The 25,494-nt window shown below is 69.9% G+C and carries 18 protein-coding genes; 13 read left to right on the top strand and 5 right to left on the bottom strand.

Features of this window, described 5'->3' with window-relative positions; genetic code table 11:
• The first annotated feature begins 2 nt into the window (after positions 1-2).
• From OHB49_RS38205 to OHB49_RS38190, 4 genes are all read left to right on the top strand, one after another.
• Positions 3-1,316: a hypothetical protein gene (locus tag OHB49_RS38205; protein WP_329165487.1), complete on the top strand. Its 1,314-nt coding sequence runs from the start codon at positions 3-5 to the stop codon at positions 1,314-1,316.
• A 387-nt stretch (positions 1,317-1,703) separates the two neighbouring features.
• Complete coding sequence (locus tag OHB49_RS38200; RefSeq protein ID WP_329165486.1) at positions 1,704-4,835, top strand: ATP-binding protein; 3,132 nt, start codon at positions 1,704-1,706, stop codon at positions 4,833-4,835.
• A 94-nt stretch (positions 4,836-4,929) separates the two neighbouring features.
• Positions 4,930-5,262: a sulfurtransferase TusA family protein gene (locus tag OHB49_RS38195; protein WP_329165484.1), complete on the top strand. Its 333-nt coding sequence runs from the start codon at positions 4,930-4,932 to the stop codon at positions 5,260-5,262.
• Positions 5,259-8,576 carry a S8 family peptidase gene (locus OHB49_RS38190; RefSeq protein ID WP_329165483.1) on the top strand — a complete coding sequence of 1,106 codons (3,318 nt, stop codon included), beginning with the start codon at positions 5,259-5,261 and terminating at the stop codon, positions 8,574-8,576. Before OHB49_RS38195 ends, OHB49_RS38190 begins: the two co-directional genes overlap by 4 nt.
• 77 nt (positions 8,577-8,653) lie before the next feature.
• Here the strand turns inward: OHB49_RS38190 and OHB49_RS38185 are convergent, their stop codons facing one another.
• Positions 8,654-9,586 (bottom strand): carbohydrate kinase family protein, encoded by a 933-nt coding sequence (locus OHB49_RS38185; RefSeq protein WP_329165482.1) that lies wholly within the window; start codon positions 9,584-9,586, stop codon positions 8,654-8,656.
• A gap of 254 nt (positions 9,587-9,840) precedes the next feature.
• Here OHB49_RS38185 and OHB49_RS38180 point away from each other — a divergent pair, with 254 nt between their 5' ends.
• Positions 9,841-11,043, top strand: a complete 1,203-nt coding sequence (locus OHB49_RS38180; protein ID WP_329165480.1) for a TetR/AcrR family transcriptional regulator — start codon at positions 9,841-9,843, stop codon at positions 11,041-11,043.
• On the opposite strand, the gene OHB49_RS38175 is transcribed toward OHB49_RS38180, so the two are convergent.
• Both OHB49_RS38175 and OHB49_RS38170 read right to left on the bottom strand, forming a co-directional pair.
• Positions 11,033-11,863, bottom strand: a complete 831-nt coding sequence (locus tag OHB49_RS38175; protein ID WP_329165479.1) for an acyl-CoA thioesterase — start codon at positions 11,861-11,863, stop codon at positions 11,033-11,035. The genes OHB49_RS38180 and OHB49_RS38175 overlap by 11 nt on opposite strands.
• Before the next feature lie 169 nt (positions 11,864-12,032).
• Positions 12,033-13,190, bottom strand: coding sequence for an acyl-CoA dehydrogenase family protein (locus OHB49_RS38170; RefSeq protein ID WP_329165478.1), 1,158 nt, complete (start codon positions 13,188-13,190; stop codon positions 12,033-12,035).
• A 335-nt stretch (positions 13,191-13,525) separates the two neighbouring features.
• Here OHB49_RS38170 and OHB49_RS38165 point away from each other — a divergent pair, with 335 nt between their 5' ends.
• The 5 genes from OHB49_RS38165 to OHB49_RS38145 all read left to right on the top strand — a co-directional run bounded on the left by OHB49_RS38165 (position 13,526) and on the right by OHB49_RS38145 (position 18,086).
• Entirely contained in the window at positions 13,526-14,725 is a 1,200-nt protein-coding gene (locus OHB49_RS38165; protein WP_443079605.1) for a lipid-transfer protein, read from the top strand.
• Entirely contained in the window at positions 14,725-15,183 is a 459-nt protein-coding gene (locus OHB49_RS38160; RefSeq protein WP_329165475.1) for a MaoC family dehydratase N-terminal domain-containing protein, read from the top strand. Before OHB49_RS38165 ends, OHB49_RS38160 begins: the two co-directional genes overlap by 1 nt.
• On the top strand, positions 15,180-15,551 hold the full coding sequence (locus tag OHB49_RS38155) for a MaoC/PaaZ C-terminal domain-containing protein (RefSeq protein WP_030973303.1): 372 nt from the start codon (positions 15,180-15,182) through the stop codon (positions 15,549-15,551). The genes OHB49_RS38160 and OHB49_RS38155 overlap by 4 nt, the downstream gene beginning before the upstream one ends.
• Entirely contained in the window at positions 15,548-16,372 is an 825-nt protein-coding gene (locus OHB49_RS38150; RefSeq protein WP_329165474.1) for an SDR family NAD(P)-dependent oxidoreductase, read from the top strand. Before OHB49_RS38155 ends, OHB49_RS38150 begins: the two co-directional genes overlap by 4 nt.
• 166 nt (positions 16,373-16,538) lie before the next feature.
• Positions 16,539-18,086: an acyl-CoA synthetase gene (locus OHB49_RS38145; protein WP_329165473.1), complete on the top strand. Its 1,548-nt coding sequence runs from the start codon at positions 16,539-16,541 to the stop codon at positions 18,084-18,086.
• Positions 18,087-18,118: 32 nt separating this feature from the next.
• On the opposite strand, the gene OHB49_RS38140 is transcribed toward OHB49_RS38145, so the two are convergent.
• The gene (locus OHB49_RS38140) at positions 18,119-18,382 is read right to left on the bottom strand and encodes a type B 50S ribosomal protein L31 (protein ID WP_030973297.1); all 264 of its coding nucleotides are present in this window, start codon (positions 18,380-18,382) and stop codon (positions 18,119-18,121) included.
• Positions 18,383-18,609: 227 nt separating this feature from the next.
• Positions 18,610-20,259 carry a phosphodiester glycosidase family protein gene (locus tag OHB49_RS38135; protein ID WP_329165472.1) on the bottom strand — a complete coding sequence of 550 codons (1,650 nt, stop codon included), beginning with the start codon at positions 20,257-20,259 and terminating at the stop codon, positions 18,610-18,612.
• Positions 20,260-20,716: 457 nt separating this feature from the next.
• On the opposite strand from OHB49_RS38135, the gene OHB49_RS38130 reads away from it, so the two are divergent.
• The 3 genes from OHB49_RS38130 to OHB49_RS38120 all read left to right on the top strand — a co-directional run bounded on the left by OHB49_RS38130 (position 20,717) and on the right by OHB49_RS38120 (position 25,492).
• The gene (locus OHB49_RS38130; RefSeq protein WP_329165471.1) at positions 20,717-22,486 is read left to right on the top strand and encodes a hypothetical protein; all 1,770 of its coding nucleotides are present in this window, start codon (positions 20,717-20,719) and stop codon (positions 22,484-22,486) included.
• A 31-nt stretch (positions 22,487-22,517) separates the two neighbouring features.
• The gene (locus OHB49_RS38125; protein WP_329165470.1) at positions 22,518-24,485 is read left to right on the top strand and encodes a phosphocholine-specific phospholipase C; all 1,968 of its coding nucleotides are present in this window, start codon (positions 22,518-22,520) and stop codon (positions 24,483-24,485) included.
• 200 nt (positions 24,486-24,685) lie between these two features.
• A complete protein-coding gene (locus OHB49_RS38120; protein WP_030973289.1) occupies positions 24,686-25,492 on the top strand; it encodes a GntR family transcriptional regulator in 807 nt (268 codons plus the stop codon).
• Positions 25,493-25,494 lie beyond the last annotated feature (2 nt).

The raw sequence follows: 25,494 nt of genomic DNA, 5'->3' as shown, positions 1-25,494 counted from the left end.
TCATGGCAACACCGGACCACGATCACTCGGATTCCTCCGCCTCCCGTGCCGAGCTGGATGCGCTACGCGCACGGATGGCGCAACTGGAGGCGCGAGCTCCGGCGCGGTCCCGGCCCCGGATCGGTTCGTTCTTCGCCGTCCTGCTGATCCTCGTCGCGGCCGTCCTCACCCCACTCAGCATCGTCGCCGCCTGGGCCAAGAACGACATCGGTGACACCGACCGGTATGTGGCGATGGTGAAGCCCCTGGCCTCCGACCCCGATGTGCAGGCCGCGGTGTCGAACCGCGTCACCGATGTCGTGATGACGCATCTGGACGTCCACTCCCTCCTCGAACAGGTGGCCCCCGCGGACCGGCCGGTCGTCGACAAGGCGCTGGGGCGGCTGAGCGGCCCGATCACCACCGGGGTCTCGAACTTCGTGCACGGGACGGTGGACAGGTTCGTGACGTCCGACGCCTTCGAGAAGGTGTGGGTGGCCCTCAACCGGAACGCCCACGCGGCGGCCGTCAAGGCGCTGACCGGCAGCGGAGGCGGGGCCGTGAAGCTCACCAACGACACGGTCGTCATCGATCTCGCCCCGGTGATCGACCGGGTGACGCAGCTCCTGGTCGACCACGGGCTGACGATCGCCGCGAAGATCCCCGAGATCCATACCGACTTCACCGTGCTGACGTCCGATGCGATCGGCAAGGCCAAGAAGGGGTTCCGGCTGCTGCAGATCGTCGGTTTCTGGCTGCCGTTGCTGACCCTCGTGCTCGCCGCCGGCGGGGTGCTGCTCGCCGTGCGCCGACGCCGCGCGCTGGTCACCGCGGCCCTCGCGGTCGCGGTGGGCGCCGCTGTGCTCGGCGTGGCGTTGTGGGTGTTCCGGGCGTTCTACCTGGACAGCCTCCCGGCGTCGGTGTCGCAGTCGGCGGCCGGTTCGATTTTCGATGCCTTGGTCGGCTTCCTCCGCGCCGGGATCCGGATGGTGATCACACTGGGCGTGGTGGTGGCTCTCGCCGCCTGGCTCTCCGGCGAGGGTCGCGCCGCCACCCGGGTCAAGGCCATGTGGAACGGCGGCATCGGCGCCGTACGCGACGCGGCCGGGATCACCGGTGGTCCGGTCGGCGCCTGGGTCCACCGGGCGAAGGACCCGCTGAACTGGACGGTCGTCGTGGTGGCCGCCGTTGTGCTGATCGTGTGGGACCGGCCGACGGCGATGGTCACCGTATGGATCGCGATCGCGGCGCTCTTCGCCCTTGCGGTCGTGGAGTTCCTCGACGACGACAGCACACCGCATCTGCTCCCGGCACCCCATGGGCAGGCGCACGGGTAATGACCGGGTGATGCGGGCTTCCTACTGTGCACCGACGTCATGGCCCTGCGCACGGAGGTACTCCGGTGGCCCCGTCAACGGTGCAAGACGTCACCATCCTGGTGCTCGGCGGATTCCGGGTGGAGTGCGCGGGTGAGGAGCTCCCGGCCGAGCGATGGTCCCGGCCGAGTGCGCGGCGGCTGCTGAAGGACCTGGCGCTCGCCGAGGGCGGCCTGCTTCGAACACCGCATTCCCTCCCTCGCCCGGCACGGTCCGCTTCGGACTCGCGGCCTTCGCCGGCGTGCCCGACCAGAACACCCACTCGATCGGATTCGCAGTAACGCCTCAGTAACGGCACAGCGGTACACACCTGTCGTGCACCGACCGTTGACCGTCAAAGGTGTGGCCATGCCAGGACCCGCTGAAGCCCTGGGCGCTCCTCAGCTGTCCCTGCACCTCCTCGGCGGCTTCGCGGCGGTACGCGACGACGGCGTGGAGATTCCGCGCAGGTGGCGGCGCAGCACCGCGCAGACCCTGGTGAAGCTGCTCGCGGTGGCTCCGGAACTGCGGCGCCACCGCGAGGAAGTGATGGACCTGCTGTGGCCGGACGCCCCGATGGATGCTGCGGTTCGCAATCTCCGGGTGACCCTGCACGCCGCACGCCACGCACTGGAGCCGGAGCTGGCTCCCCGCGTTCCGTCCTCCTATCTGGTGGCGGAGGGCGATCTGCTGTACCTGGCTCCGGACCGGGTACGGGTCGATGCCGACGAGGCGGAGAAGACCGCGCGCAACGCGCTCGCCGCAGGGGATGCCGATGCGCTCGGCGCCGCACTGAGTGCACTGCGGCGGGAGTTGCTGCCCGAGGACCGATTCGCGGACTGGGCCGGTGAGCGCCGTCGCCGTATCGAGGTGCTGCGCGAGCAGCTCGTCCCCGCCCTGGCCGAGCGGCTGTTGGCCGACGGACGCACCGACGATGCGGTCGGTGTGCTGCGGGACGCGGTGGACCGCTCCCCCGCCGACGAGGTCCTGAATCTCCTCCTGGCCCGCGTCTGGTGCGACATGGGCCGGCCGCGTCAGGCCATCCGCCAGTACCACGCCTGCCGCGAGGCCCTGGCCGATGAACTCGGTGTGCGTCCCGGCGCGGAGCTTGAAGCCATGCACCGTACGGCCCTGGCGGCGCTCGATGCACTCGCTACCCCGCCGCTCTCCCGGATCTCGCCGGACCCCGCGCCACTGCCACCCGCGATCCGCCGCCCCGAACGACTCCCGCTGTTCGGCCGCGAACATCCGCTGGCGCTCCTGGCCCAGCACGCGTCGTCTGCGGATGGGGACACTCCGCTCGTCGTGGTGCGCGGTGAGGCGGGCATCGGGAAGACCCGGCTGGTCGCCGAGGCTTCCCGGCGTGCGGCGGCGCAGGGCGTGTGCGTGCTGTGGGGTACGAGCCACGAGGCCGAGGGGCAGACCCCGTACGGGGTGTTCGCGGAGTCGCTCGACGGTCACCTCGCCGGATGCAGCGCCGCTGAACGCTCCCGGGTGAGCGCCGAACACATCGGGCTCTCCGCCTTGCTGCCCTCCCTGGGCGGCGGCCCGCCTGCCGCTGCGAGCCCGGAGGAGGAGCGCGCCAGGCTGTTCCGGGCCGTCGCCGGATTCCTCACAGATCTCGCGGCCTCCCGTCCGGTCCTTGTCGTGCTCGACGATCTGCACGCCGCCGACCCGGGATCGCTGAGCCTGCTGCATCACCTCGTACGGACAACGCAGGCCAGACGGTGGCGGTTCATCGCCACCTGCCGCGACGACAGTCCGGACCCGAACGACGCACGGCGGCAGGTGCTCGACGCGATCCTGCGGCAGCGCATGGCGGTGGAGATCGACCTGCTCCGTCTGAGCCGTGCGGACTGCGCCGGTCTCGCCGTGGCGGCGGCCGGTCTCGGCGGGCGCGCCGAGGACCGTCGCACGGCATCACGTATCTTCCACCTCTCCCTCGGGAACCCGCTGTTCACCCTCGAACTGACCAGCAGTCCGGTGGCGGACCTGGAGCGCATGGGACCGCGACAGCGCACCACCGCCGAACCGGACAGCGATGCCGTTCCGGACGGCATCCGGCGACTGGTCGCGGGCCGGCTGGCCCGGCTGCCCGCGGATGCCCGGCGCACACTGGCCGCGCTGTCGGTGGCCGGCGGAACCGCGGTTTCGCTCACCGAACTGGAGACCGTGACCTCCGCCGGTCTGCACCCGCCCTTGGACGGCCGCGAGGTCGCGGCGGCGCTCGACGCAGCCGCCGGTGCGGGCATCGTCGAGGAACGGGACGTCGTCCTGGCCGGCCGGCCCGCCCTCGGCTATGCCTTCCGCCACCCCCTGGTGCGCCTGGCCTGTACCGAGCAGCTGAGCAGGGCCGCGCGCCGACGTCTCCACCGGGCCTACGCGGACGCGGTACTGCGTCTGCGTCCCGACGCCGTCGACACCGTCGCCTTCCATCTGACGGTGTCGGACGACAGCCGCGCGCCGGTCTTCCTGCGAGCCGCCGCCGACCGGGCGGCCGCCCTCTACGCCAACGACAGCGCCTGCGACTACTACCGGGAACTTGTGGCGCACTTGGATGCGCTGGACCCGGCCGGGGCCGCCGATGCAAGACTGGCCTGGGGCCAGGTGCTGCGCCGCGCGGCCCGCTACCCGGAGGCCGAGGAGGTGCTGCACCGCGCGTTGCGGGATCTGACGTCGGCCGCCGACCACATCGGGGCACTGCGGGCCGCAGTGTCCATGGCCGAGGTGCTCGGCCGGGCCGGGCGCCCGCTCGACGGTCTCGCGGTGCTCCGTGCGGCACCGGCGTCCAAGCAGTCACCCGCGGTCGACCGTGCCGGGCTGCAGCTGGCCATCGCCGCGCTCAGCTTCTACGCCGGACATTTCGACGAGACCGCGTCCGCTCTGCGCCGCGCCGAGCAGGAAACAGCGCGGCTTCCCGACGCGGGCCGGGATCCGTTGCTTTCCCGGCTGTTCACGATCCGCGCCGCCTCCCTTCTGGTATCCGGGCAGGTACGCGAGAGCCGCGAGGCGGCCGAGGAGGCGCTGCGGACTGCCGAGCGGACCGAAGACGCCGCGCTGCTCTCCAGCGCGTTGTCCGTAGTGGGCGAACTGGCCCGCGAGGAAGGCAGGTCGGAGGCCGCACGGGACTGTGCGCGGCGTGCCGTGTCGGTCGCCCGCCGCACCGGTGACCCCACGGTGCTCGCCTTCGACCAGAGCAATCTGGCGGGTGCCGAACTCCTCGTGGGCGATCACCAGCGGGCCACCGCGCTGGCCAACGCCGCGGTCCGGCTGGCCCGTTCGCTCGGCACGTCGTGGGTGCTGCCGTACGCGCTGGTGGGGCTTGCCGAGGTGGAACTGCGATGCGGGCGCCTCGCCGAGGCGGACGAGGCTCTGCGGGAGTGCGGCGACGCGGTGTCGCTCGCGCGTGATCCGCAGGTGCTGGACGGCATGCGAAGGCTGTCGGAGGAGCTCGCAGCCGCCCGCGCCGCGCAGCCGCCGACCGCTTCGCAGCAGCGGTAATTCACGGGTAACGGGGTTTCCCTACGGTCCTGGTCGGCCCCGGAACCCCGGGGTGTGTGTGCCCCGTGCTCTCTCTGCCGAGGAAGAAATGCCCATGTGTGCTGCCTCGTCCCCCGCCTCGTCCGACGCGTCGGGTCCGGACGACTCGGTCCGTGCCGTCGTCGACGCGGGCGGCGAACCCTGGGAGCGCATCCTCGGCCTGCTGGAACGGCGCTGCCGCGAGCTGCCGGAAGGCAGCGTGCTGGAACTGCACAGCGCCAATCCTCGGGTCCGCTCGTCGCTGCGCGGTTGGTGCCGGCTGACCGGCTCCACCCTGCTCACCGACGAGGAGACCGGCGAGCAGAGCGCGTACCGCATCAAGCTGCCGACGCCTCCCGTGCCGGGCACGCCGCGTCCGTCCAACTTCCAGAAGCCGGAGTCCTCATGAGACCTCTTGCCCGCGCCAGACTTGTGGCGGCGATCACCGTCGCCGCCCTGTGCTCGCCCGCAGTCGTGCCTTCGGCCACCGCCGGGCCCGCACCGGAGCCGGCAGCCGCGGCGTTCGGCTCCGCGGTGAGCCGCACGGTCACGCTGATCACCGGTGACCGGGTGACGGTCACCACCACCGCGGACGGCAGGAAGTCGTACAGCGCGGTGCCCGCCGCCGATTCGGCTCCTGGCACGATGCTCGCCCGTACGGACATCGACGGCGACGCGTACTTCTACCCGACCGACGTGATCGGCAAGGTCGGCTCCCTCCTCGACCCGCAACTGTTCAACGTCGACGGCCTGATCCGCGACGGCTACGACGACTCCCACGTCGACTCGCTGCCGCTGATCGTGCGCCGAACCGGCGCGGGCCGCCCCGAGGCGCTCTCCAGCGACGGGCTGTTCCCTGCCAAGCGGGACTTCCACGCGCTGAAGGCCAGCACGGCGGTCCTGGACAAGGACGACGCGGACGAGGTCGGTGAAGCGCTCGACACCAAGGGCGCGTTGAACGGCGTCGCGAGCATCTGGCTGGACGGCAAGGTGCACGCCGACGCGCTGGACCGCAACCTCACCCAGATCGGCGCGGACAGCGCCTGGCAGTCCGGCCGCACCGGCATGGGCGTCAAGGTCGCCGTGCTGGACACCGGCGTCGACCAGACGCACGCCGACCTCGCAGGCCGGATCAGTGAGGCCAAGGACTTCTCCGGCAGCGGCAACACCCTCGACAAGGTCGGCCACGGCACCCATGTCGCGGCGACCGTGGCGGGCAGCGGGGCAGGGGCCCCGGGCATACGCTCCGGTGTCGCGCCGGACGCCGACCTGATCGTCGGCAAGGTGCTCGGTGACGACGGCTCCGGTTCGGACTCGTCGGTCATCGCCGGCATGGAGTGGGCCGTCGCGCAGGGCGCGAAGGTGGTCAACATGTCGCTGGGCAGCGGTCCGACGAACGGCCAGGACCCGGTCACCCAGTCGCTCGAAGCGTTGGCCACCTCGTCCGGCACATTGTTCGTGGTGTCGGCGGGCAACAACGGTCCGAACATCAGCACCGTGTCGGCCCCGTCGATCGCCCCGCACGCCCTGTCGGTCGCCGCGGTGGACTTCGCGGGCGGCACCGCCTCGTTCTCCAGCCGAGGACCGTCCTTCAACGGCACGGTGAAGCCCGAGATCGCCGCCCCCGGCGTCAACGTCGTCGCGGCACGCGCCACGGGCACGAACATCGGCACCGTGCAGTCCGACCCGGCGTACACGGCCCTGAGCGGTACGTCGATGGCCGCCCCGCACATCACGGGCGCCGCGGCGCTGCTGGCCCAGCAGCACCCCGACTGGACCCCGGACCAGTTGAAGCACACGCTGATGGGCACCGCGACGGCACCGCAGAGCAGCCAGTCGGTGTTCGACGTCGGAACGGGTGTGGTGAACCTTCCGGCCGCACTGAAGCAGTCCGTCGTGGCGGACACCGGCGCCGTGGACTTCGGCCGCCTGGACGTCTCCGACGGCACCGCGACCCGCACCGTGAAGCTCACCAACACGGGCGACGCCTCCGCGACCCTGAGCCTCACGGGCACGCTGGCCGCCACGGGTTCGACCCCGCCCACCGGCCTGCTCAAGCTGTCGGCGTCCACCGTCACACTGGGCGCCGGTGAGTCCACCGATGTCACGCTCACCGTCGATACTGCGGGCACGCCGACCGGCACGTACAGCGGCTCCCTGACCGCACTCCCGGCGGGCGGCGGCCAGTCGCTGCGCATCCCGCTCCTCCTCGATCGCGCGCAGACCGTCAAGGTCACCACGCTCGACCGCGCGGGCAAGCCCGCCGCCGCCCAGATCTCCCTGCTCAACGCGGACAACGGTGCCGCGATGAACGCCGAGGTCCGCGCGGAGGGCACCCGGGACCTGCGGGTGCCCGAGGGCCGTTACATGGGTCTGGCGATGATCAGAATGATCACCGACGGGGTGCCGCAGATCGCGATCGTCAGCGCCGATCTGAAGGCCGGCTCGAACGAGATCGTCTTCGATGCCCGCAAGGCCCGCCGTTGGACGGCGTCCGTGGAGGGCAAGGACACCCGGCCCGAGTTCATGGCAGGCAACCTGACCCGCACCACGGACGACGGTCAGTTCGGCATCCGGCACAGCATGCTGGCCGGCGGCGCCTACGGAGCCTTCCCACGCGACGCGCTGTGGATCACGCCGACCACGGAAGCCCACCTCGGCAAGGTCGCGTTCAACGAGCGCTGGCGCCTCGCCGACGCGGACAGCGACATCACCGTGGGCGACACCTCCACCCTCTACGACGCGGCCTACGCCCAGGACGAGGTCGGCGACACCCCGGAACGACGGCTGACGCGCGGCGAGGTCAAGAAGTTCGCCAAGGTCCGCACGACGTACAAGGGCATGAACGAGAAGCTCCGCTACCAGGAGGGAAGCACGGTCTACGGGACCGGGCTCAACGGCCTCAATGTGTCGTCGCCGTCCTACCTGACCGTCCCCCGGGAGCGCACGGAGTACATCCAGGCCGAGGACAGGACCTGGCTGCGGTTCACCTACCGTCACTCCAGCGGCGTGGAAATGGACTACGAACCACGCCAGTTCACTTACGAGCCGGGCAGCTCGACCCATGACACCTGGTTCACCGGACCGTTCTCGGTCGGCGCTTCGGGACAGGCCACGGGCGCCCGGCTCCAGCTGAAGCTCGACGACAACGTCGACCCGAAGGGGCTCGTCGGCGAGTACTCCGACTTCAACTTCCCGCAGCGTTTCCAGTCGACGACGCAGCTCTACCGCAACGGCGTGCTCGTCGCCGACCGGGGCTCTCTGATCGACAAGACCTTCGCGGACGCCGGCAAAGCTTCCTACGAGTTGAGCCGCACCTTCACCTCCGCCGGGATCTTCCCGATGGGGGGCGAGGCGACCTCCAAGTGGACCTTCACCGCAGGTGGCACGGGTGACACGGCGACCCCGGTGAAGCTGCTCAATGTGTCGTTCGACGCTCCGCTGAACAACTTGAACCAGGCACAGGCCGGCCTGCCGCTCCTGGTGAAGGCCGATGTCACGGGCGCGGTGAACGGCCTGCGCAAGGTCCGCGCCTGGGTCACCGCCGACAACGGAGTGACCTGGAAGCAGGTCCTGGTCCTCGGCCACGACGGCGAATACCGGTTCCTCGCGCCGCACACGGCGCTGAAGTCCGGCGGCTTCCTGGGCCTCCGTGTGACGGCCGAGGACCGGCACGGCAACACCGTCGACTCGGCGCTCCCCCGGGCCGTCCCGGTCGGGTGACCCCACGCTGAGGGCAGGACATGACGGTGCCACCGTTCCCGCGAGGGGGCGGTGGCACCGTCATACCGGGACCCTGTTCAGAAGCGGGTGAGTGCCTCCTCCAACTCCGCCTCGTCCGGCGGGTTGGCGCCCGCCCGTGCGACGGTCACAGCGGCCGAGGCCGCCGCGTGTCGCAGGACATCGGTCACGGTGTCCTGGTCCAGGGAACGCAGCCGCTCCCGGCCGCCCGCGCCGAGCAGCCCTCGCGAGGCGAGGGCGTGCAGCGTGCCCGACATGAAGGCGTCGCCCGCCCCCACCGTGTCGACCACGTCGGTGGGAAGGGCGTCGACCGTCACGTGCCCGCCCGGGAACACGGCCAGCGCGCCGTCGCCCCCTCGGGTGACGAGGACAACGGCCGGTCCGGTGGCGCGCCACCGCTCGGCGACCTGATCCGGCTCATGGCCCGGATACAGCCACTCCAGGTCCTCGTCACTGGCCTTGACCACATCGCTGAGTGCGACACAGCGTTCGACCTTGCGCACAGCTGCATCGTGGTCCCCCATCAACTCGGGCCGCACATTGGGGTCGTAGCTGACCGTCGCGCCCGCCCGCAGTGACTCGACGGCGCCCAGGACGGTCGCGTTGCCGGGTTCCATCACCGCCGCGATGGAACCGGTGTGCAAATGGTGCGGCGGCCGGTCCAGTGAGACCGGGTCCAGCGTCCAGGTGATCGCGAAGGTGTACGCCGCCCGGCCGGCGCCGTCGAGGGTCACGGCGGCGGACGGGGTGGGCGCTGTAGCACCGTCCGTGCGGACCTCGACCCCGGCGGTGGCCAGATGGTCCCTGATCAGCCACCCGTTGTCGTCCGGGCCGAGCTGGGTGAGCAGGGTGGCGCTGCGCCCGAGCCGGGCCAGACCGTACGCGACATTGGCCGGGCTGCCGCCCGGGTGGACCTGATCGGCCGCACCCGGCAGCCGGACGATGTCGGCGACGCATTCACCGATGACCAGCAGGTCGAGTCTGTCGAGCATGAGGGTGGGATCTCCTAGGGTGCGCGAACGAAAGTGCCCTGGTAGGCGGTGCGGCCTCCGAACACCTTGAGCCCGATCCTGCCGCGTGCACAGCGGGTGTCGGTCACATCGATGACCGGGCGGACGAGTACTCGTTCCCCACGGACGGGAGAAAGGATCATTCACTTTGTGGAGATGTGCCACTCTCCCGCCTGCCGTGGGCCCTGATGACGTGGGCGACAGCGTGGCCGGACACGGATCGTAGGATGGCGGCGATGACCACCACCGGCAGCCGCGCCCATCGCCCGAACAACCGCAAGGCACAGATCCTGGCTGCCGCCGTCGACGCCTTCCACCGGTCGGGTTACCACGCGACGAGCATGGAAGACATCGCCACGACCGTGGGGATCACGGCCGGAGCGCTCTACCGGCACTTTCGCGGCAAGCAGGAGCTGCTTGCGCAGGGGCTGGTCAATGGGCTCGATCTGCTCGAAGAGGCCGTACGGAACGAGGAGGGACTCGATGCCCTGCTCCGTTCGATCGCGCGCTTCAGCGTCGAGCACCGCGCCTACGCGGCGCTGTGGGACAAGGAGACGCAGGCGCTGTCCGTGGAGCAGCGCGCCGAGATCCGGCAGCGCCACAAGCGCATCATCGGCACCGTCGCCGCTGCCGTGCAGTCCGAGCGCCACGAGCTGTCGGCGACGGATGCGCACCAACTCGCGCTGGCCGCAACCGCCGTTCTCGTCAGCCCGTCCTACCACCACACCACCCTCCCGGCCTCCCGCTTCGAAACACTGCTGTGGGAGCGCGCCTCGGAGGTGTGCCGTACATCGGCGCTACCCGTCACGGGCACGGCGACGCGTCCCGCCGAGCGCTCTGTCCCAGGCCTGTCACCCGCCACCCGCAGAGAGGCTCTCCTGCTGGCGGGAATGCGGATGTTCAAGGAGCGCGGCTTCCAGGCGGTCAGCATGGAGGACATCGGTGCGGCGGCCGGCATCGCGGGCCCCAGCGTCTACAAGCACTTCGCGGGGAAGGCAGAGCTGCTGGCCGCCGTCGTCCGCCGCGAGGCTGAAGCTCTGTGGTTCGCACTCGACCAGGCTCTGACAGTGAGCTCCTCACCGGCCCAGGCACTGGTGCGCGTACTCCGCTCATTCGCATCCTCGGTCACCGTGCTCAGCGGTTCGGTGGCCCTGGTCATCAGCGAGCTCGGGTACCTTGCCCCGGCCGAGCAGCAGACGTTTCGTCGCACACAGCTCGACTACCTCACCGAGTGGGTCTCCCTGCTGACCGCCTCACGGCCGGATCTGAACGAAGCCGAAGCACGGGTAACGGTCCACGCCGTGTTCGCACTGGTCTCCGTCGCGGCTCGGACCCCCTTGCTGGAGCATCCGCTGCCCACCGCGCTGCTCATCGAACTCGGCCTGGACGTACTGGGAATGCCGGCAACCGATCGACTCGTCGAGCCGGCTACCTTCTGATCAGCACCTCCTGGACGACGGAGGCGACCAACTCGCCGGTCCGGGTGAAGAACTGGCCCCGTGTCAGGCCGCGGGACGAGGCGTAGTTCGGGCTCTCCATGTCGAAGAGCAACCAGGCATCCGCGCGGAACGGCCGGTGGAACCAGACGGCGTGATCCAGCGAGGCGACGAGCGGGACGGCGGGCTCACTCCGGTGCGGCAGGTCCGCTGTGACTGCCAGCCGTACATCGGAGATGTAGGTCAGGGCACAGGCATGGAGCAGAGCGGAGTCCGGCAACGGATCGCGGACCCGCACCCACATCTGCTGGCGGGGGCCCTGACCGGTACTGGGCAGGCCTCGCCCGGGATCACCGACGCACCGCACCTCCAGAGCACTTCCGAAGATCGAGAGCACCCCGTCACCGTCCTCGGTGTCCCAGGCGGCGGGCGGGATCTCGGGTCCTGCCACCGTGGGCATATCCGCCTGATGCTCGGGGCTCGCCTCGGGGCGCTGGAAGGACGCTGACAGGCTGAAGATCGTCTCTCCGTCCTGCACCGCCACCACGCGCCGGGTGGTGAAGGAGCCACCGTCACGAGTGCGGTCCACCTGGTAGACGATGGGACGGTCGGTCCGCCCCGGGCGAATGAAGTAGCCGTGCAGGGAGTGCACCACCCGGTCCGGTGCCACCGTTGCACCGGCGGCGATGAGGGACTGGGCCGCCACCTGCCCGCCGAACGCCCTCAGCGGCGCTCCGGGGTGACAGGTGCCGCGAAAGAGATTCTCCTCCACCTTCTCCAGCGCGAGCCGTCCGGTGAAAGCGTCAGTCGGGATATCTTGCATGATCACAGGTTAATCTCCCTTCACTTCCAGGCCCACGACACAGAGTGTGGCGATCCTCTCCACGAGGTCGAATGCGCCACCCGCTCCACGCCGACGCGGCAGGCCCGTCCGGCTCCGGCGACGCACGCGGCATCGCCGGAACCGGGCGGGCCGGTCCGAACCGGACAGGTCAGAGGCCGAGGGACTTGGCGATGACGGTCTTCTGGACCTCGTTGGTGCCGCCGTAGATCCGGCTGACGCGGGTGTCGGCGTACAGGCGGGCGATCGGGTACTCGAGCATGTAGCCGTAGCCGCCGTGCAACTGCAGGCACTTGTCGATGACCCGGCCGGCCGTCTCGGTGCCGAAGAGCTTGATCTTGGCGGCGTCGGCCGGGGTCAGCTGGTCCGCGTCGAACAGGTCGATGGCCTTGTCGACCATGGCCTGGGCGGCCTCGAGCTCGGCGGCGCACTCGGCGAGCACGAACTTGGTGTTCTGGAATGAGGCGACCGCCCTGCCGAAGACCTGGCGCTCCTTGACGTAGTCCACGGCGAACCTGATCGCGGCCTCAGCGGTGGCGCAGGCGCGGATGCCGATGATGAGCCGTTCCTTGACCAGGTTCTCGGAGAGGTAGCCGAAAGCTTTGCCCTCTTCGCCGAGGACGTTCTCGACGGGGACCTCGACGTCGGAGAAGGACAGTTCGGCGGTGTCGGAGGTGAGCATGCCGATCTTGTCGAGCTTGCGGCCGACCGCGTAGCCCTCGCTCTTGGTGTCCACGACCAGGATGGACAGGCCCAGGCGGCGGTTCTCCTCGGGGGCCGACGAGGTACGGCAGACGACGAGCACCCGGTCGGCGAGCACACCGCCGGTGATGAACGTCTTCGCGCCGTTGAGGATGTAGTGGGTGCTGTCCTCGGAGAGCTCGGCCCTGGTCTTCATTCCGGCCAGGTCGGAGCCGGTGCCCGGCTCGGTCATGGCGATGGCGTACATGGTCTCGCCGCTGACGAACTGCGGCATCCAACGGTGCAACTGCTCCTCGGAGGCATAGCGGAGCAGGTAGCCCAGGCACAGCCCGGTGTGCACGCCGGAGCCACCCAGGCCGACGGCGGCGCGCGACAGCTCTTCGATGAGCACGGTCTCGTACTTGATGCTGGTCTCGCCCGCGCCGCCGTACTGCTCGGGCACCTCGATCCCGAAGACGCCGAGCTCGCCGAGCTTGTTGTAGAAGTCGCGCGGCGGGTGCCCGGCCTTCTCCCACTCCGGGTAGAAGGGCGTGACCTCCTTGGCGATGAATTCCCGGATGGTCTCCCGGAAAGCCTCGTGGTCCTCGTTGAACACGCTGCGGCGCATTTGTCGGCCTCTCCTGTCTGTATTGCCATACGTGGCGGGCGTCCGCCCGGCGAACCGGCCAGGTCGCGGCGCAGGGTCCGGCGCCGACCGGGTCACAGTCGCGGGAAGTGAACACGGCCTAGCTGGAGCGCAGATCCTCTGCGGCACCAGGCAGCACGCGAGTCGATACACACCCGAGCGGCGCCTGGCCGCCACTCCCAAGGCTCGATGACACAGCACACGGCTCTCCACCGCCAGCACTCATCCGCGTTGCGTAAATCACAGCTCACCGGGGGCGACGTTCCGTTCGCCGGGTGCGACGCTCTTGGCAACCGCTTTGTAAACCGTCATTAGCCATGGAGAGCTCCGTGAGTGCCAACGTTCAGGTGGTTGGGGTCGGCATGATCCCGTTCGGGAAACCGGGTCGCACCGACTCGTACGACGTGATGGGCGAGCAGGCCGCCAGGGCCGCGCTCCAGGACGCGGGCATCGCCTACGAACTGGTTCAGCAGGCCTACGTCAGCTATGTGTACGGCGACTCGACCTGTGGCCAGGCCGCGATCTACGGGCTGGGCCAGACCGGCATCCCGGTCATCAATGTCAACAACAACTGCGCCAGCGGCTCGACCGCTCTCTGGCTGGCCCGCCAGGCCGTGGCCGGCGGCGCCGCCGAGTGCGTCATCGCGCTCGGCTTCGAGCAGATGCAGGCGGGCGCGCTCAAGGGGAACTGGGACGACCGCCCGCGGGCGATGGCCCGCGGCATCGAAACCATGAAGGGCATCCAGGGCCTGCAGGACAGCGCACCCATGGCCGCGCAGCTCTTCGGCGGCGGCGGCCAGGCGTACATGGACAAGTACGGCATCACCAACGAGGCCTTCGCGAAGATCGCGGTGAAGTCCCGTCGGCACGCCGCGAACAACCCGTACGCCGTCTTCCGGGACCCGATCACCGAGGAGCAGGTCCTCGCCTCCCCGCATCAGTACGGGCCGCTCACCCGTCTGATGTGCTGCCCGCCCACCTGCGGCGCGGCCGCGGTGATCATCGCGAGCGAGGACTTCGCACGTCGCCACGGGCTGCGGACCGATGTGCGGATCAAGGCGCAGGCCATGACCACGGACTTCTCCAGCACCTTCGACACGGGCGACATGATGCGCGTCATCGGTTACGACATGACCAAGGACGCGGCCCGTCAGGTCTTCGAAGCCGCGGGTGTCGGGCCGGAAGACATCCCGGTGGTGGAGCTGCACGACTGCTTCACCAGCAATGAATTCATCACCTACGAAGCACTGCGGCTGACCCCCGAGGGCACTGCCGAGAAGTTCGTGATGGACGGCGACAACACCTACGGCGGGCGGGTCGTGGTGAACCCGTCAGGCGGACTGATGTCCAAGGGGCACCCGTTGGGCGCCACCGGCCTGGCCCAGTGCACCGAGCTCGTATGGCAGCTGCGCGGCGAGGCCGAGGCCCGCCAGGTCGACGGTGCCCGTCTGGCCCTGCAGCACAACCTGGGTCTCGGCGGCGCCGCCGTCGTCACCCTCTACGAGAAGGTGAAGTGATGGCTGTCAGTCACGATGTGATCGGGACCGAATTCCCGGCGCACACCGTCGATGTCGAACGGGGCCGGCTCCGGTTCTTCGCCAAGGCGACGGGCCAGAGCGACCCGGTCTACTCCGACCTGGAGGCTGCGAAGGCCGCCGGACACCGCGATCTGCTGGTGCCGCCGACGTTCCTGTTCTGCCTGGAGGGCGAGCGCCCGCCCGGCAGTCTGAATCTGCTCGACGTGATCAAGGTCGACATCCGCGTGGTGCTCCACGGTGAGCAGGGCTTCACGTATCACGAGCCGATCCACGCGGGAGATCAGCTGACCTTCACTTCGAAGATCACTGATGTCTTCAGCAAGAAGGGCGGGGCTCTGGAGTTCGTCGTCCGCCGCACCGAGGTGACCCGCGACGGGGACCTGGTGGCCGAGCTCGTCAACAGCCTCGTCGTGCGTTCCCTGAAGGGGGCCAAGTGAAGCTCGAACTGCCGGAGATCACCCGGACCACTCTCGCCCTCTACGCAGGCGCGTCGGGTGACCACAACCCGATGCACATCGACCTGGACGTGGCGCGGTCCGCGGGCATGGACGACGTGTTCGCCCACGGGATGCTGAGCATGGCCTACCTCGGCCGGCTGCTGACCGAGAACGTGGCTCAGGAGCGCATCCGTTCGTACAGCGTGCGGTTCACCTCCATCACGCCCCTCCACGGCAAGCCCACCGCCACGGCCACCGTGACCGAGGTCGAGGACGGACTCACCCACCTCGACCTGACCATGACGCTCGAAGACGGCACCGTCACCCTCGCGGGCACCGCGATCATCGAAGGAGAACTCACCGCATGAGCACCAAGCTCGCAGGAAAGACCGCCATCGTCTCGGGCTCCGGCCGCGGCATCGGCCGGGAGATAGCCCTGAAGTTCGCCTCGGAGGGCGCCAACGTCGTGGTCAACGACCTCGACCCTCTGCCCGCCGAGGAGACGGTCGATGACATCAAGACAGCCGGCGGCAACGCCGTCGCCGTCGTGGGCAGCGTGACCGAGGACGGCTTCGCCGAACGCTTCGTGAGCACGGCGATCGAAAGCTTCGGCGGCCTCGACATCATCGTCAACAACGCCGGCTACACCTGGGACTCGGTCATCCAGAAGATGACCGACGAACAGTGGGACGCCATCCTCGACGTCCACGTCAAGGCACCGTTCCAGATCCTTCGTGCCGCCCAGCCGCACATCTCCCGCCTGGCCAAGGCGGAAGCCGCCCGCTGTGAGCGTGTGCACCGCAAGGTGGTCAACATCTCCTCCGGTGCAGGCGTCAAGGGCAACGCCGGACAGGCCAACTACTCCTCGGCCAAGGCGGCCATCATCGGCCTGACCAAGACCCTCGCCAAGGAGTGGGGCCGCTACAACGTCAACGTCAACGCGGTCGCCTACGGCCTGATCCGCACCCGGCTCACCGAGGCCCCCGCCGACGGAGCAGCCACGATCGACATCCAGGGCCGCGAACTCCCGGTCGGCGTCAACCCCCAGCTCCTGTCAGCGCTGGAAAAGGGCATCCCCCTCGGCCGCGCCGGCACCCCGCAGGAGGCCGCCGGCGCCGTGTACACCCTCTGCATCCCCGAGGCCGACTACATCAGCGGTCAGGTCATCAACTGCTCCGGCGGTTACTAGAAGGCACCGACCGTGGACCGCGCGCGGGAACCGGCAGGAGCCGGGACGTGCCCGCGGTCCACACAGGACCAGGCCGCGGCGAACTCTCGCACCGGCCGCCGCCCCCCGTTCGTCCTGGCCGTTCTCCCGCCGGAGAACGGCTGTCATTCCTCAGGAGAGAGCCGTCGTGTATCTCACGCAGAGCCTGCACAGAGCCGTGCAGCAGACACCCGACCAGATCGCGACGGTCTGCGGGGAACGCGTGCGCACCTTCCGCGAGCACGTGGACCGAGTATCCGCGCTGGCCGGGGCGCTGCGCGCGACAGGCGTCGCCCAGGGCGACCGGGTCGCCATCCTGTCCCAGAACTCCGACCGCTACCAGGAGTTCCTGTACGCGGTGTGGTGGATGGGCGGTGCCGTCAACCTGGTCAACACCCGCTGGAGCAACAAAGAGATCACTTACTCCCTGGAGGAGTCCGGCACCCGGGTTCTCTTCGTGGACGACACCTTCGTCGGACGAGTGCCCGAACTCGTCGGACTGTGGGACGGGCTCACCACCCTGGTGCACTGCGGCGAAGGCACCACCCCCGAGGGCATGCTCGGTTACGAAGAGCTGATCGCGACGCACGACCCCGTCCAGGACGAGCGGCTGGGCGGCGACCGGCTCGCCGGCGTCTTCTACACCGGCGGCACCACCGGCCTCCCCAAGGGCGTGATGCTCAGCCACGCAAGCATGTTGACGTCGGTGCTCGGCTCCGCGGCAAGCCTGCAGGTGTACGCACGCCAGGGCACGAGCCTGCAGTCCGCACCCCTCTTCCACCTTGCCGCACTCGCGTCGCTGAACGGAACGGTGGTGGCGGGCGGCACCAACGTATTCCTTCCGGCCTTCGAACCGGTCTCGGTCCTGAAGAGCATCCACACGCACCGCCCCACGAGCCTGCTGCTCGTCCCCGCCATGATCCAGATGCTGGTGGACCACCCGACGGCCCGCGACTACGACCTGTCCAGCGTCCAACGGATCGCCTATGGTGCCTCTCCCATCTCGGAGGCTGTGCTCGACCGGGCCATGACGGCCTTCCCCGGGGCCGGCTTCGTCCAGGCCTACGGGATGACCGAGCTCTCCCCCGCCGCCACCGGGCTGACCGCCGAGGACCACCTGCACAAGCACCGGCTGCGTTCCGCGGGCAGAGCCCTGGCCTCCACCGAGGTGCGTGTCGTGGACATCGAGGACCGCGAAGTACCGCGGGGAACGGTCGGCGAGGTCGTCGCGCGGGGCGGCAACGTGATGCTGGGCTACTGGAACAAGCCGGAGGAGACGGCCGAGGCGCTGCGCGGCGGCTGGATGCACACCGGCGACGCGGGCTACCTGGATGAGGAGGGCTACCTCTACCTCGTCGACCGGATGAAGGACATGATCGTGACCGGCGGTGAGAACGTGTACTCCGCCGAGGTGGAGAACGCCGTCGCCAAACACCCCGCCGTCGCCTCATGCGCGGTCATCGGGGTCCCCGACGCCACATGGGGCGAGCGTATCCACGCTGTGATCGTGCTGCAGCCCGGACGGGGCAGCACCGCCGAGGAGATCAGGGAGCATTGCAAGGCCCTGATCGCCGGCTACAAGTCACCCCGGACCTGCGAATTCGTGGAGTCGCTGCCGTTGTCTCCGGCGGGCAAGATCCTCAAGCGCGATCTCCGCAAGCCGTACTGGGAGAACGCCGAGCGATCGGTCAACTGAATTCGCCTGCGGGGCTCCGGAGCGGTGGTGGGTCAGGAGACGTCCTTGCCCCCCTCCTCCCCGTACCGCCGCTCGAACTTCGCGACCTGCCCCTCGGTGTCGACGACCCGCGCCTTGCCGGTGAAGAAGGGGTGGCTCTCGGCGGAGATCTCCACGTCGATGACGGGGTAGGTGTTGCCGTCGTCCCAGTCGATGGTCTGGTCGCTGGACGCGGTGGACCGGGTCAGGAAGGCGTAGCCCGCGGAGCGGTCGCGGAAGACGACGGGACGGTAGGAAGGGTGCTTGTCCTGCTGCATGCCTGCTCCTGGGGACGTACGGACGGACTCGGCTCAGCCCAGCCTCGCGAACGAATCCGGTGGGCGCGATCGCAGACGGTCCGTACGGGGGCGCGAGGCATCACCCCGTTGCGGGGCCGCAGGCATGGAGGCGGCCTGACCGGAGCCCGGGCCCGGGGGCGGCGGCCCAGGAGACACGCTCCGGCACGGCTGCCGGGCGGGTCGCCGCCTCCGATGATCCGCCGGCGTCAGGAGGTACGGCGCCCTGGCAGGACCTGAATCGTGTCGCCGACGGCGCGTTCACCCGTGACGTCCGAGGTGACGTTGACGAGGGAGCCCTTCACCGCCATCGCGGAGGACCCGCCTCCGTCGAGGTTGAGAGCCTGCACCGCGCCCAGCGACCGCATGAAGCGCGCGGCCTCGCCCAGCGTGAAGCCCTCGCTCACTCCCGGCTGCCGCCCGTCCACCGTGACCAGCAGCAGCCGTCCCCGCCCGTCGATGCCGGCCAGGGTACGGGGCTGGCGAACGTTGGACCAGGCGAATCCGAACGACAGGTCCTGCGGGTCGAGCGTGCCTTCGGTGGCGGCATCGATGTGGACGCGGCCGTCCTCGACGAGGGTGGGAGCCGCACTGACGATGCTGTCATCGGGACCGAGCCTGACCTGCCGCCCCGAGGAGTCCCGGACGACCTCCCGCAGCGACAGCCGCTTGCCCACGCGCGCATGATCTGTGAGCCAGTTCCCGGCTGCCCCGGTGCCCTGCAGGACCGAGCCGTGCTCCGGCGCGACACCACCGCGGCCACCTGTGGAGACCACGATGCCGTGCTTGTCCAGGACCGTCTGGACTCCCGGACCCGTGGGGAGCGGAGCGCGGAACGCGGGGGTGAACTTCACGAGGTCGTCCGCCAGGGTGCACGTGGTGTCGTGGCGGGGCTGGTCGGTGGGGGCAGCACCGGGTCGGCCGCAGTTGCGGACCTTGCCCGGCACCCGGTTGATTCCCTGCACCCCGTACGTTGCCGCTCCTGCCCGTACGGTGACAGTGGTGGACAGGTCGGCGATCCGCGGCCGCCGACCCCCGTCGCCCAGGATCAGCGCGGCACGGGAACCGACCGCCATCGACTCGAGCCTGCCGTGCACGGCGGACAGGCCGGCCACCGTACCCTGGACGCCGTCGGAGTCCGACGTGATGAAGAAGCCGCCGTTGACGCCGATCAGTGAGCCGAGGCGGGCGGCCACCGCCGAAGTCTTCTCTCGGTCGGCCACGTTGCCGCCGTCACTGACCGCGATCGTCCCGTGAAGACGCGCCGGGTCCAGAACGGCGACGTGAATGTTCTCCGCGTCGGCCGCCTGCCGGCCGTCGTAGCCGGTCCATTCGACGGACGTACGGAACCCGGCAGCCGACACGGCCGAGTTCATGGTGCCCGCCTGGTCCTGGGTGGCATACCGGCCGACCCTGACCTGCCAACCCATCGTCCCACGCGGGGCGTCGGCGTACTCGTCCCACAACACCTGTTCCAGGCGCGGTTCGAACCCGGCTTCGCGCAGGCGCCCGGCGGTGGAATCGGCCCAGGCCCTGTCGCCGAGCGGGGCCCATGTGGCCGCGCCCGTCAGGCGGTTGACAGCAGGCGCCTGCACCGTGACCGTCCATACCGCGGCGGCGCCGGAGTTCCGAAGAACTCCGGTGCGGACCTGGACGCCGGGCGCCACACCCGCTGTCGTCCACGCGATTCCGCCGGAGCCGGAGGCGACGGGCCGACCTGAGTCGGCGGCCCCCGCGTTCGCAACGGCCGGAGGGACGAGAGCGGCCAAAGTGAGGGCAGCCCCGAATGCGGCCCCTCGCCATGTGGCCCGCTTGACCCGGCTCGCACTGCGACGCGGCTTATCAGCGATGTCGGACATACCACTCCTGACGTTCTTGTGTTCTGGCGGCGCGCGTCCTTTCACACGCCGCCAACCCCATCCCAGACCCCTGCGAGGGCGCGCACACCACGTGCCGAGGGCACCCGGGGAAACCCTCGGTGACAAGCGCCCGGCGCTTCAGCCCGGGGACGCCGCACGGCGGGACCTCCACCCCGGTGCCCGTGAGCAGAGCGACAGGCTCGCGCGGGAGGACGCGGTGGACCCGGAGGCGCCCCACGACGGACGGCAGAAGCCCGCTGCTGCTGACGGGCGCCGTGACCGGCTCGACCTGCTCGTTGCTGTGGCGAGCGAGATGTCTGTCTGTCCACCGGGCTGAGGCAACCGGTCGTTCATGTACTCGTCGCTGTGGAACGGCTTGCTGGAGCGAAGTTATCTAGACAACTTGGTTCACCCGGGTGCCGCCATGGCGGCACTCGGGCGGAGAGGACCCAGAACCGTGTCACCCCTACCCGGTGTCGCCGCATCCGGTAACGCCATCGCGATCAGCTCCACCACACCCCCGCGACGGGGGGACAAGCTGACCTTCAACTGGTCGACGGACGCCGCCGACCCGACCAACTGGATCGGCGTCTACAAAAGCGACCGCAAGCCGTCCAGCGGCGTCGGCTCGCTCGTGTGGGCATACGTCCCCGGCGCCTCCGGGAACACGACCCTCGACACCTCCGGCCTGAGCGACGGACCGTACACCGCCTACCTGTTGGCCAAGGACGGGTACGAGATCCTGGCCCAGACGGATCCGTTCACCTTCACCGGCGAGCCGCTCGTCGACTCGCTCGTGCTCAAGGCGCCGGCCACCCTGTACGAGGGTGACCAGGCCACCTTCCACTGGGCGACCGGCACACCCCACCCGCAGAACTGGGTCGGCATCTACGACGGTGACCGTCGGCCGGGCAACGGCGGCTCCCTCGTCTGGGAGTACACGCCCGCTGCCTCCGGCGACGTCGCCCTCGACACCTCCGGCCTCAACGGCGGCCCTTACACCGCTTATCTGCTCGCCAAGGACGGGTACGACATCCTGGCCCGGACAGATCCGTTCACCTTCATCCCCCGCCCGGTCATTCCGCGGCCGCATGCGGTGGTGGACGCCCTCACAACCGCCCCGCAGACAGCGGGCACGGACTTCTCGGTGAGCCTGGGCGGCCTGTGGATCCGGCCGGAGGGCAACACCGCGGGCACCCCCTCGTTCCAGCGCGTCTCCGGGGACAGGTGGCTCTCGGTGACCGCTGACGGCACCATCAGCGGCAAGGCGCCGTCCTTCCGGTACAAGTCGCCTGGCCGCGTGGTGGTATCCGTCACCGACAGCGCGGCGGGCCGAGACACCATCACCGTCCAGGTGCCGGTGCGCTCCTCCAAGGACCGCCTGCGGATCAAGGTCGCCACGCTGAACCTCTGGGACGCCGGCTCGCACATCGACGGATTCCTGGAGAAGCAAGTACGGCTGGTACTCACCCAGGGCTTCGACCTCGTCGCGCTCCAGGAGAGCGGCGGCACCGGCGCCCGAGACCTCGCCCGGGCTCTCGGCTGGCACGCGTACCAGGCCGACGACGGCCTCGGCATCGTCAGCCGCTACCTTCTCGCCGACCTCGTCGCCCCCACCGCAGCCGTGCCCGCCGCCGCCGCGACCGTGCAACTGCCCGGCAAGCGCACGGTACGGCTGTGGACGGCCCAACTGGACGAGGCCGGCTACGGGCCGTACGCCGTACTGGCCGGCCGCAGCGCCGCGCAGGTCGAGGCGGCGGAGAAGGAGACGCTCCGCTACCGGCAAGTGCAGGCACTGGTGGCCGCGATGCGGCAGGACATCGCCTCCGACGTCCCCGTCGTGCTCGCGGCCGGCCTTGCCTCACCTTCCCACCTCGACTGGACGAGCCGGACGTCCCCCGCGCACGGAGGGGTGGGCCGCGTCCGCTGGCCCGTCACGGAGGCCCTGGAGAAGGCCGGTCTGACCGACGCCTTCCGCGATCACAACTCCAACCCGGCGAAGGCACCCGGCAACACCTGGTCCCCCGTGCGCCCGCGGCGCGACGACGGCAGCGCGGAACCACAGGACCGGATCGACCAGGTCCAGTGCGCGGGACCGCTGAAGGTGGTCGAGGCGCACACCCTCTTCACCGGGTGGCCCGCGCCGGTGTCGGACACCGCCCCCAACGGCTGGCCCTCCGACCACGCTTCGGCCGTCGTGACCTTCTCCCTGTCCGCCCGCGGCTGACCCCGAACGATCCTAAGGACTTCCTTTCCCCATGACTGAGATCAGCCGCCGCGCCTTCATCGGCACCGCAGCAGCCGGAGCGGCCGCGGCCGGACTCCCCGGCACGGCCATAGCCTCCGAGAACCACAACCGGCACGGAAGCATCAAGGACGTCAAGCACGTCGTCGTCCTGATGCAGGAGAACCGCAGCTTCGACCACTACTTCGGCACGCTGAACGGCGTGCGAGGCGTCGACGACCGCCAGGCGCTCGCCTTCCCCAACGGCGACTCGGTCTTCCGTCAGCCGCACCGCGGACGCGCCGATGGCCACCTGCTTCCCTTCCGGATGGACACCACCAAGTACAACGCGCAGAACGCGGGCGGTCTGCCGCACGACTGGGAAACCGGCCACGCCGCCGTCGACGGCGGCGCCATGGACAAGTGGGTCGCGGCCAAGGGCGAGCGGACCATGGGCTACTTCAATCGCGAGGACATCCCGTACCAGTACGCGTTGGCCGATGCCTTCACGGTCTGCGACGGCTACTTCTGCTCGCTGAACGGGCCCACCGACCCCAACCGCCTCTACCTCTGGTCCGGCACCGCCGGACCCGGCACCGACGGCAGCACCGGCCCATTCACCGACAACTCGGTGGTCACGGGCAATCCGGTGGCCGACTGGACGACGTACGCCGAGCGGCTGGAGGAGGCCGGCGTCAGCTGGCGCGTCTACCACAATCCGGACGGCACCGACGACCGGAACGGCGACTACGACGACAACGCGCTGTCGTACTTCAAGCAGTTCCACGCCTTCCCCAAGGACGACCCGCGTCACATCAACGCGATGACGAAGTTCGACCTGACCGCCTTCGACAAGCACTGCAAGGACGGCACCCTGCCCACGGTCTCCTGGCTCGTGGCGCCCTACCTGTTCTGCGAGCACCCGGATGCCAGCCCCGACTACGGCGCCCACTGGGTGAACACGGCCCTGCAGTCGCTCTTCGCCAACCCGGATGTGTGGGAGCACACCGTCTTCCTGTTGATGTACGACGAGAACGACGGGTACTTCGACCACGTGATCCCGCCGTTCCCCGAGCCGGGCACGAAGGACGAGTTCGCGAGCGGCAAGGCACTGGGCCTGGGCAGCCGGGTACCCCTGTGGGCCGTGTCGCCGTGGTCGCGCGGCGGCTGGGTCAACTCCCAGGTGTTCGACCACACCTCGGTGCTGCGCTTCCTCGAACGCGTCACCGGTGTGCAGGAGCCCAACATCTCCGAGTGGCGACGCACGGTCTGCGGCGACCTCACCACCTGCTTCGACTTCACCCGGCCCGACTACACCATCCCCGTCCTGCCGGACACGGTCGCGCTCATGGCCAAGGCCGACGCCAACAAGAATCTGCCCGCGGTCAAGGTGCCCACCGAACAGACCATGCCCGCGCAGGAGAAGGGAAAGCGACCGCACCGCGCGTTGCCGTACCGGCCGTGGGCCGATGTGTCGGTCGACCGGGCCACCGGCAAGGTCACCTGCACGATGACCAACGAGGGCAGCGTCGGCTTCCACTTCACCGTGCTGCCGAACATCGCCCTACCGTTCGTCGGCACGCCGTTCACGGTCCCATCGCGCTCGTCCCGTACCTACGTGTGGGACGCCACGGCGACCGACGGCCGCTACGACTTGTCCGTGCACGGTGCCGACGGCTTCGTCCGCCGTTTCTCGGGCACCGTCCTCCGCGAGGGACAGGACGACGTGGCAGTTCCGTCGGTCCGGGCGCCACTGCGGCACGCCGGGCGGTCGAAGGATGCCTCGATCGAACTGGACCTGCGCAACGACGGCGGCACCGAGGTGGCCTTCACGATCACGCCGAACGACTTCGCCGGCAAGGAGCAGACCGTCTGGGTCCGTGCGGGCGGCCACTCCCGGATGACGTGGCCCACTGACGACGGGCGGTACGACGTCACCGTCACGGCGGGCACCGGCACCCGCTTCGCCCAGCGTTACGCGGGAACCGTCCACACCGTGTGAGGCGGGTGGGACCGGGTGACGGCCGCAGTGCCGACCCGGTCCCGTCCCCGGCCCACACTCTTCGCGACACGCCCCTGGCCCTGGGCCGCGGCGGATCGGGAAGCGGCCGCGCCACCTGGCCGCTCGGCCGGGTGGCGCGGCCGGTAGGGTCTGGTGATGTTCGGCCAGAAGGCCTCACGACACAGCAGCGGCCAGGAGACATGGTGCAGGAGGAGCACGGCACCCCGGACAGAGATCTTCGCTACCGCAGGGTTGCCGCCGAACTACGCGAGGCGATCATCGCGGGCGAGTACGCCGCCGGTGCGAAGCTACCGCCGGAGGGAACACTCGCCGAGCGCTACAACGTCTCCCGGGGTACGGTCCGGCACGCGCTGGCCGTGCTGCGCACGGACGGCCTGGTCACCTCGCGGCGCGGAACGCGGCGTACGGTGCTCGGTGGCCCGCGGGCACAGAGCTTCTCGGAGCTGCTCAGCTTCACCAACTGGGCCCGCTCCACCGGCGAGACGCCGGGCGGCCGGGTCGATCGCGTGGTGCGACGGCCGGCCGAGCCCCTCGATGCGGAGCAACTGGGCCTGGAGGCAGGGGCGGAGGTATATCTGGTGCTGCGCCTGCGGACCTTGTCGGGAGAGCCGGTCATGGTCGAACGGTCGATCTACCCGGCCAGGGTGGGCGCCCTGGTCGCCGAACTGCCGCCTGACACCGTCTCGCACACCGAAGCCCTCGTCATGCAAGGGGTGCTTTTCACCGACGCCGACCACACCATCGACCTCACGTGGGCCGACGCGGACGACGCCCGACTCCTGGACTGCCCGGTCGGGCAGGTGCTGCTGCGCGAGAGGCGCCGCACCACCAACCCGGCCGGAGTGCCGGTGGAGTGGTCCGAGGACCGCTACCTGCCCGGCACCATCGCCTTCACGGTGCACAACTCCGTGGCCACCTCGACCTTGGGTCGGCGGCACAGCCCCCGCACGGTACCGGTCGACACCGACGGGCCGCCGGCTGCGTGACG

The sequence above is a fragment of the Streptomyces sp. NBC_01717 genome (assembly GCF_036248255.1).
GTDB lineage: Bacteria > Actinomycetota > Actinomycetes > Streptomycetales > Streptomycetaceae > Streptomyces.
Note: the sequence above shows the minus strand (reverse complement) of the source record. Positions and strands in the feature narration are given on the sequence as shown.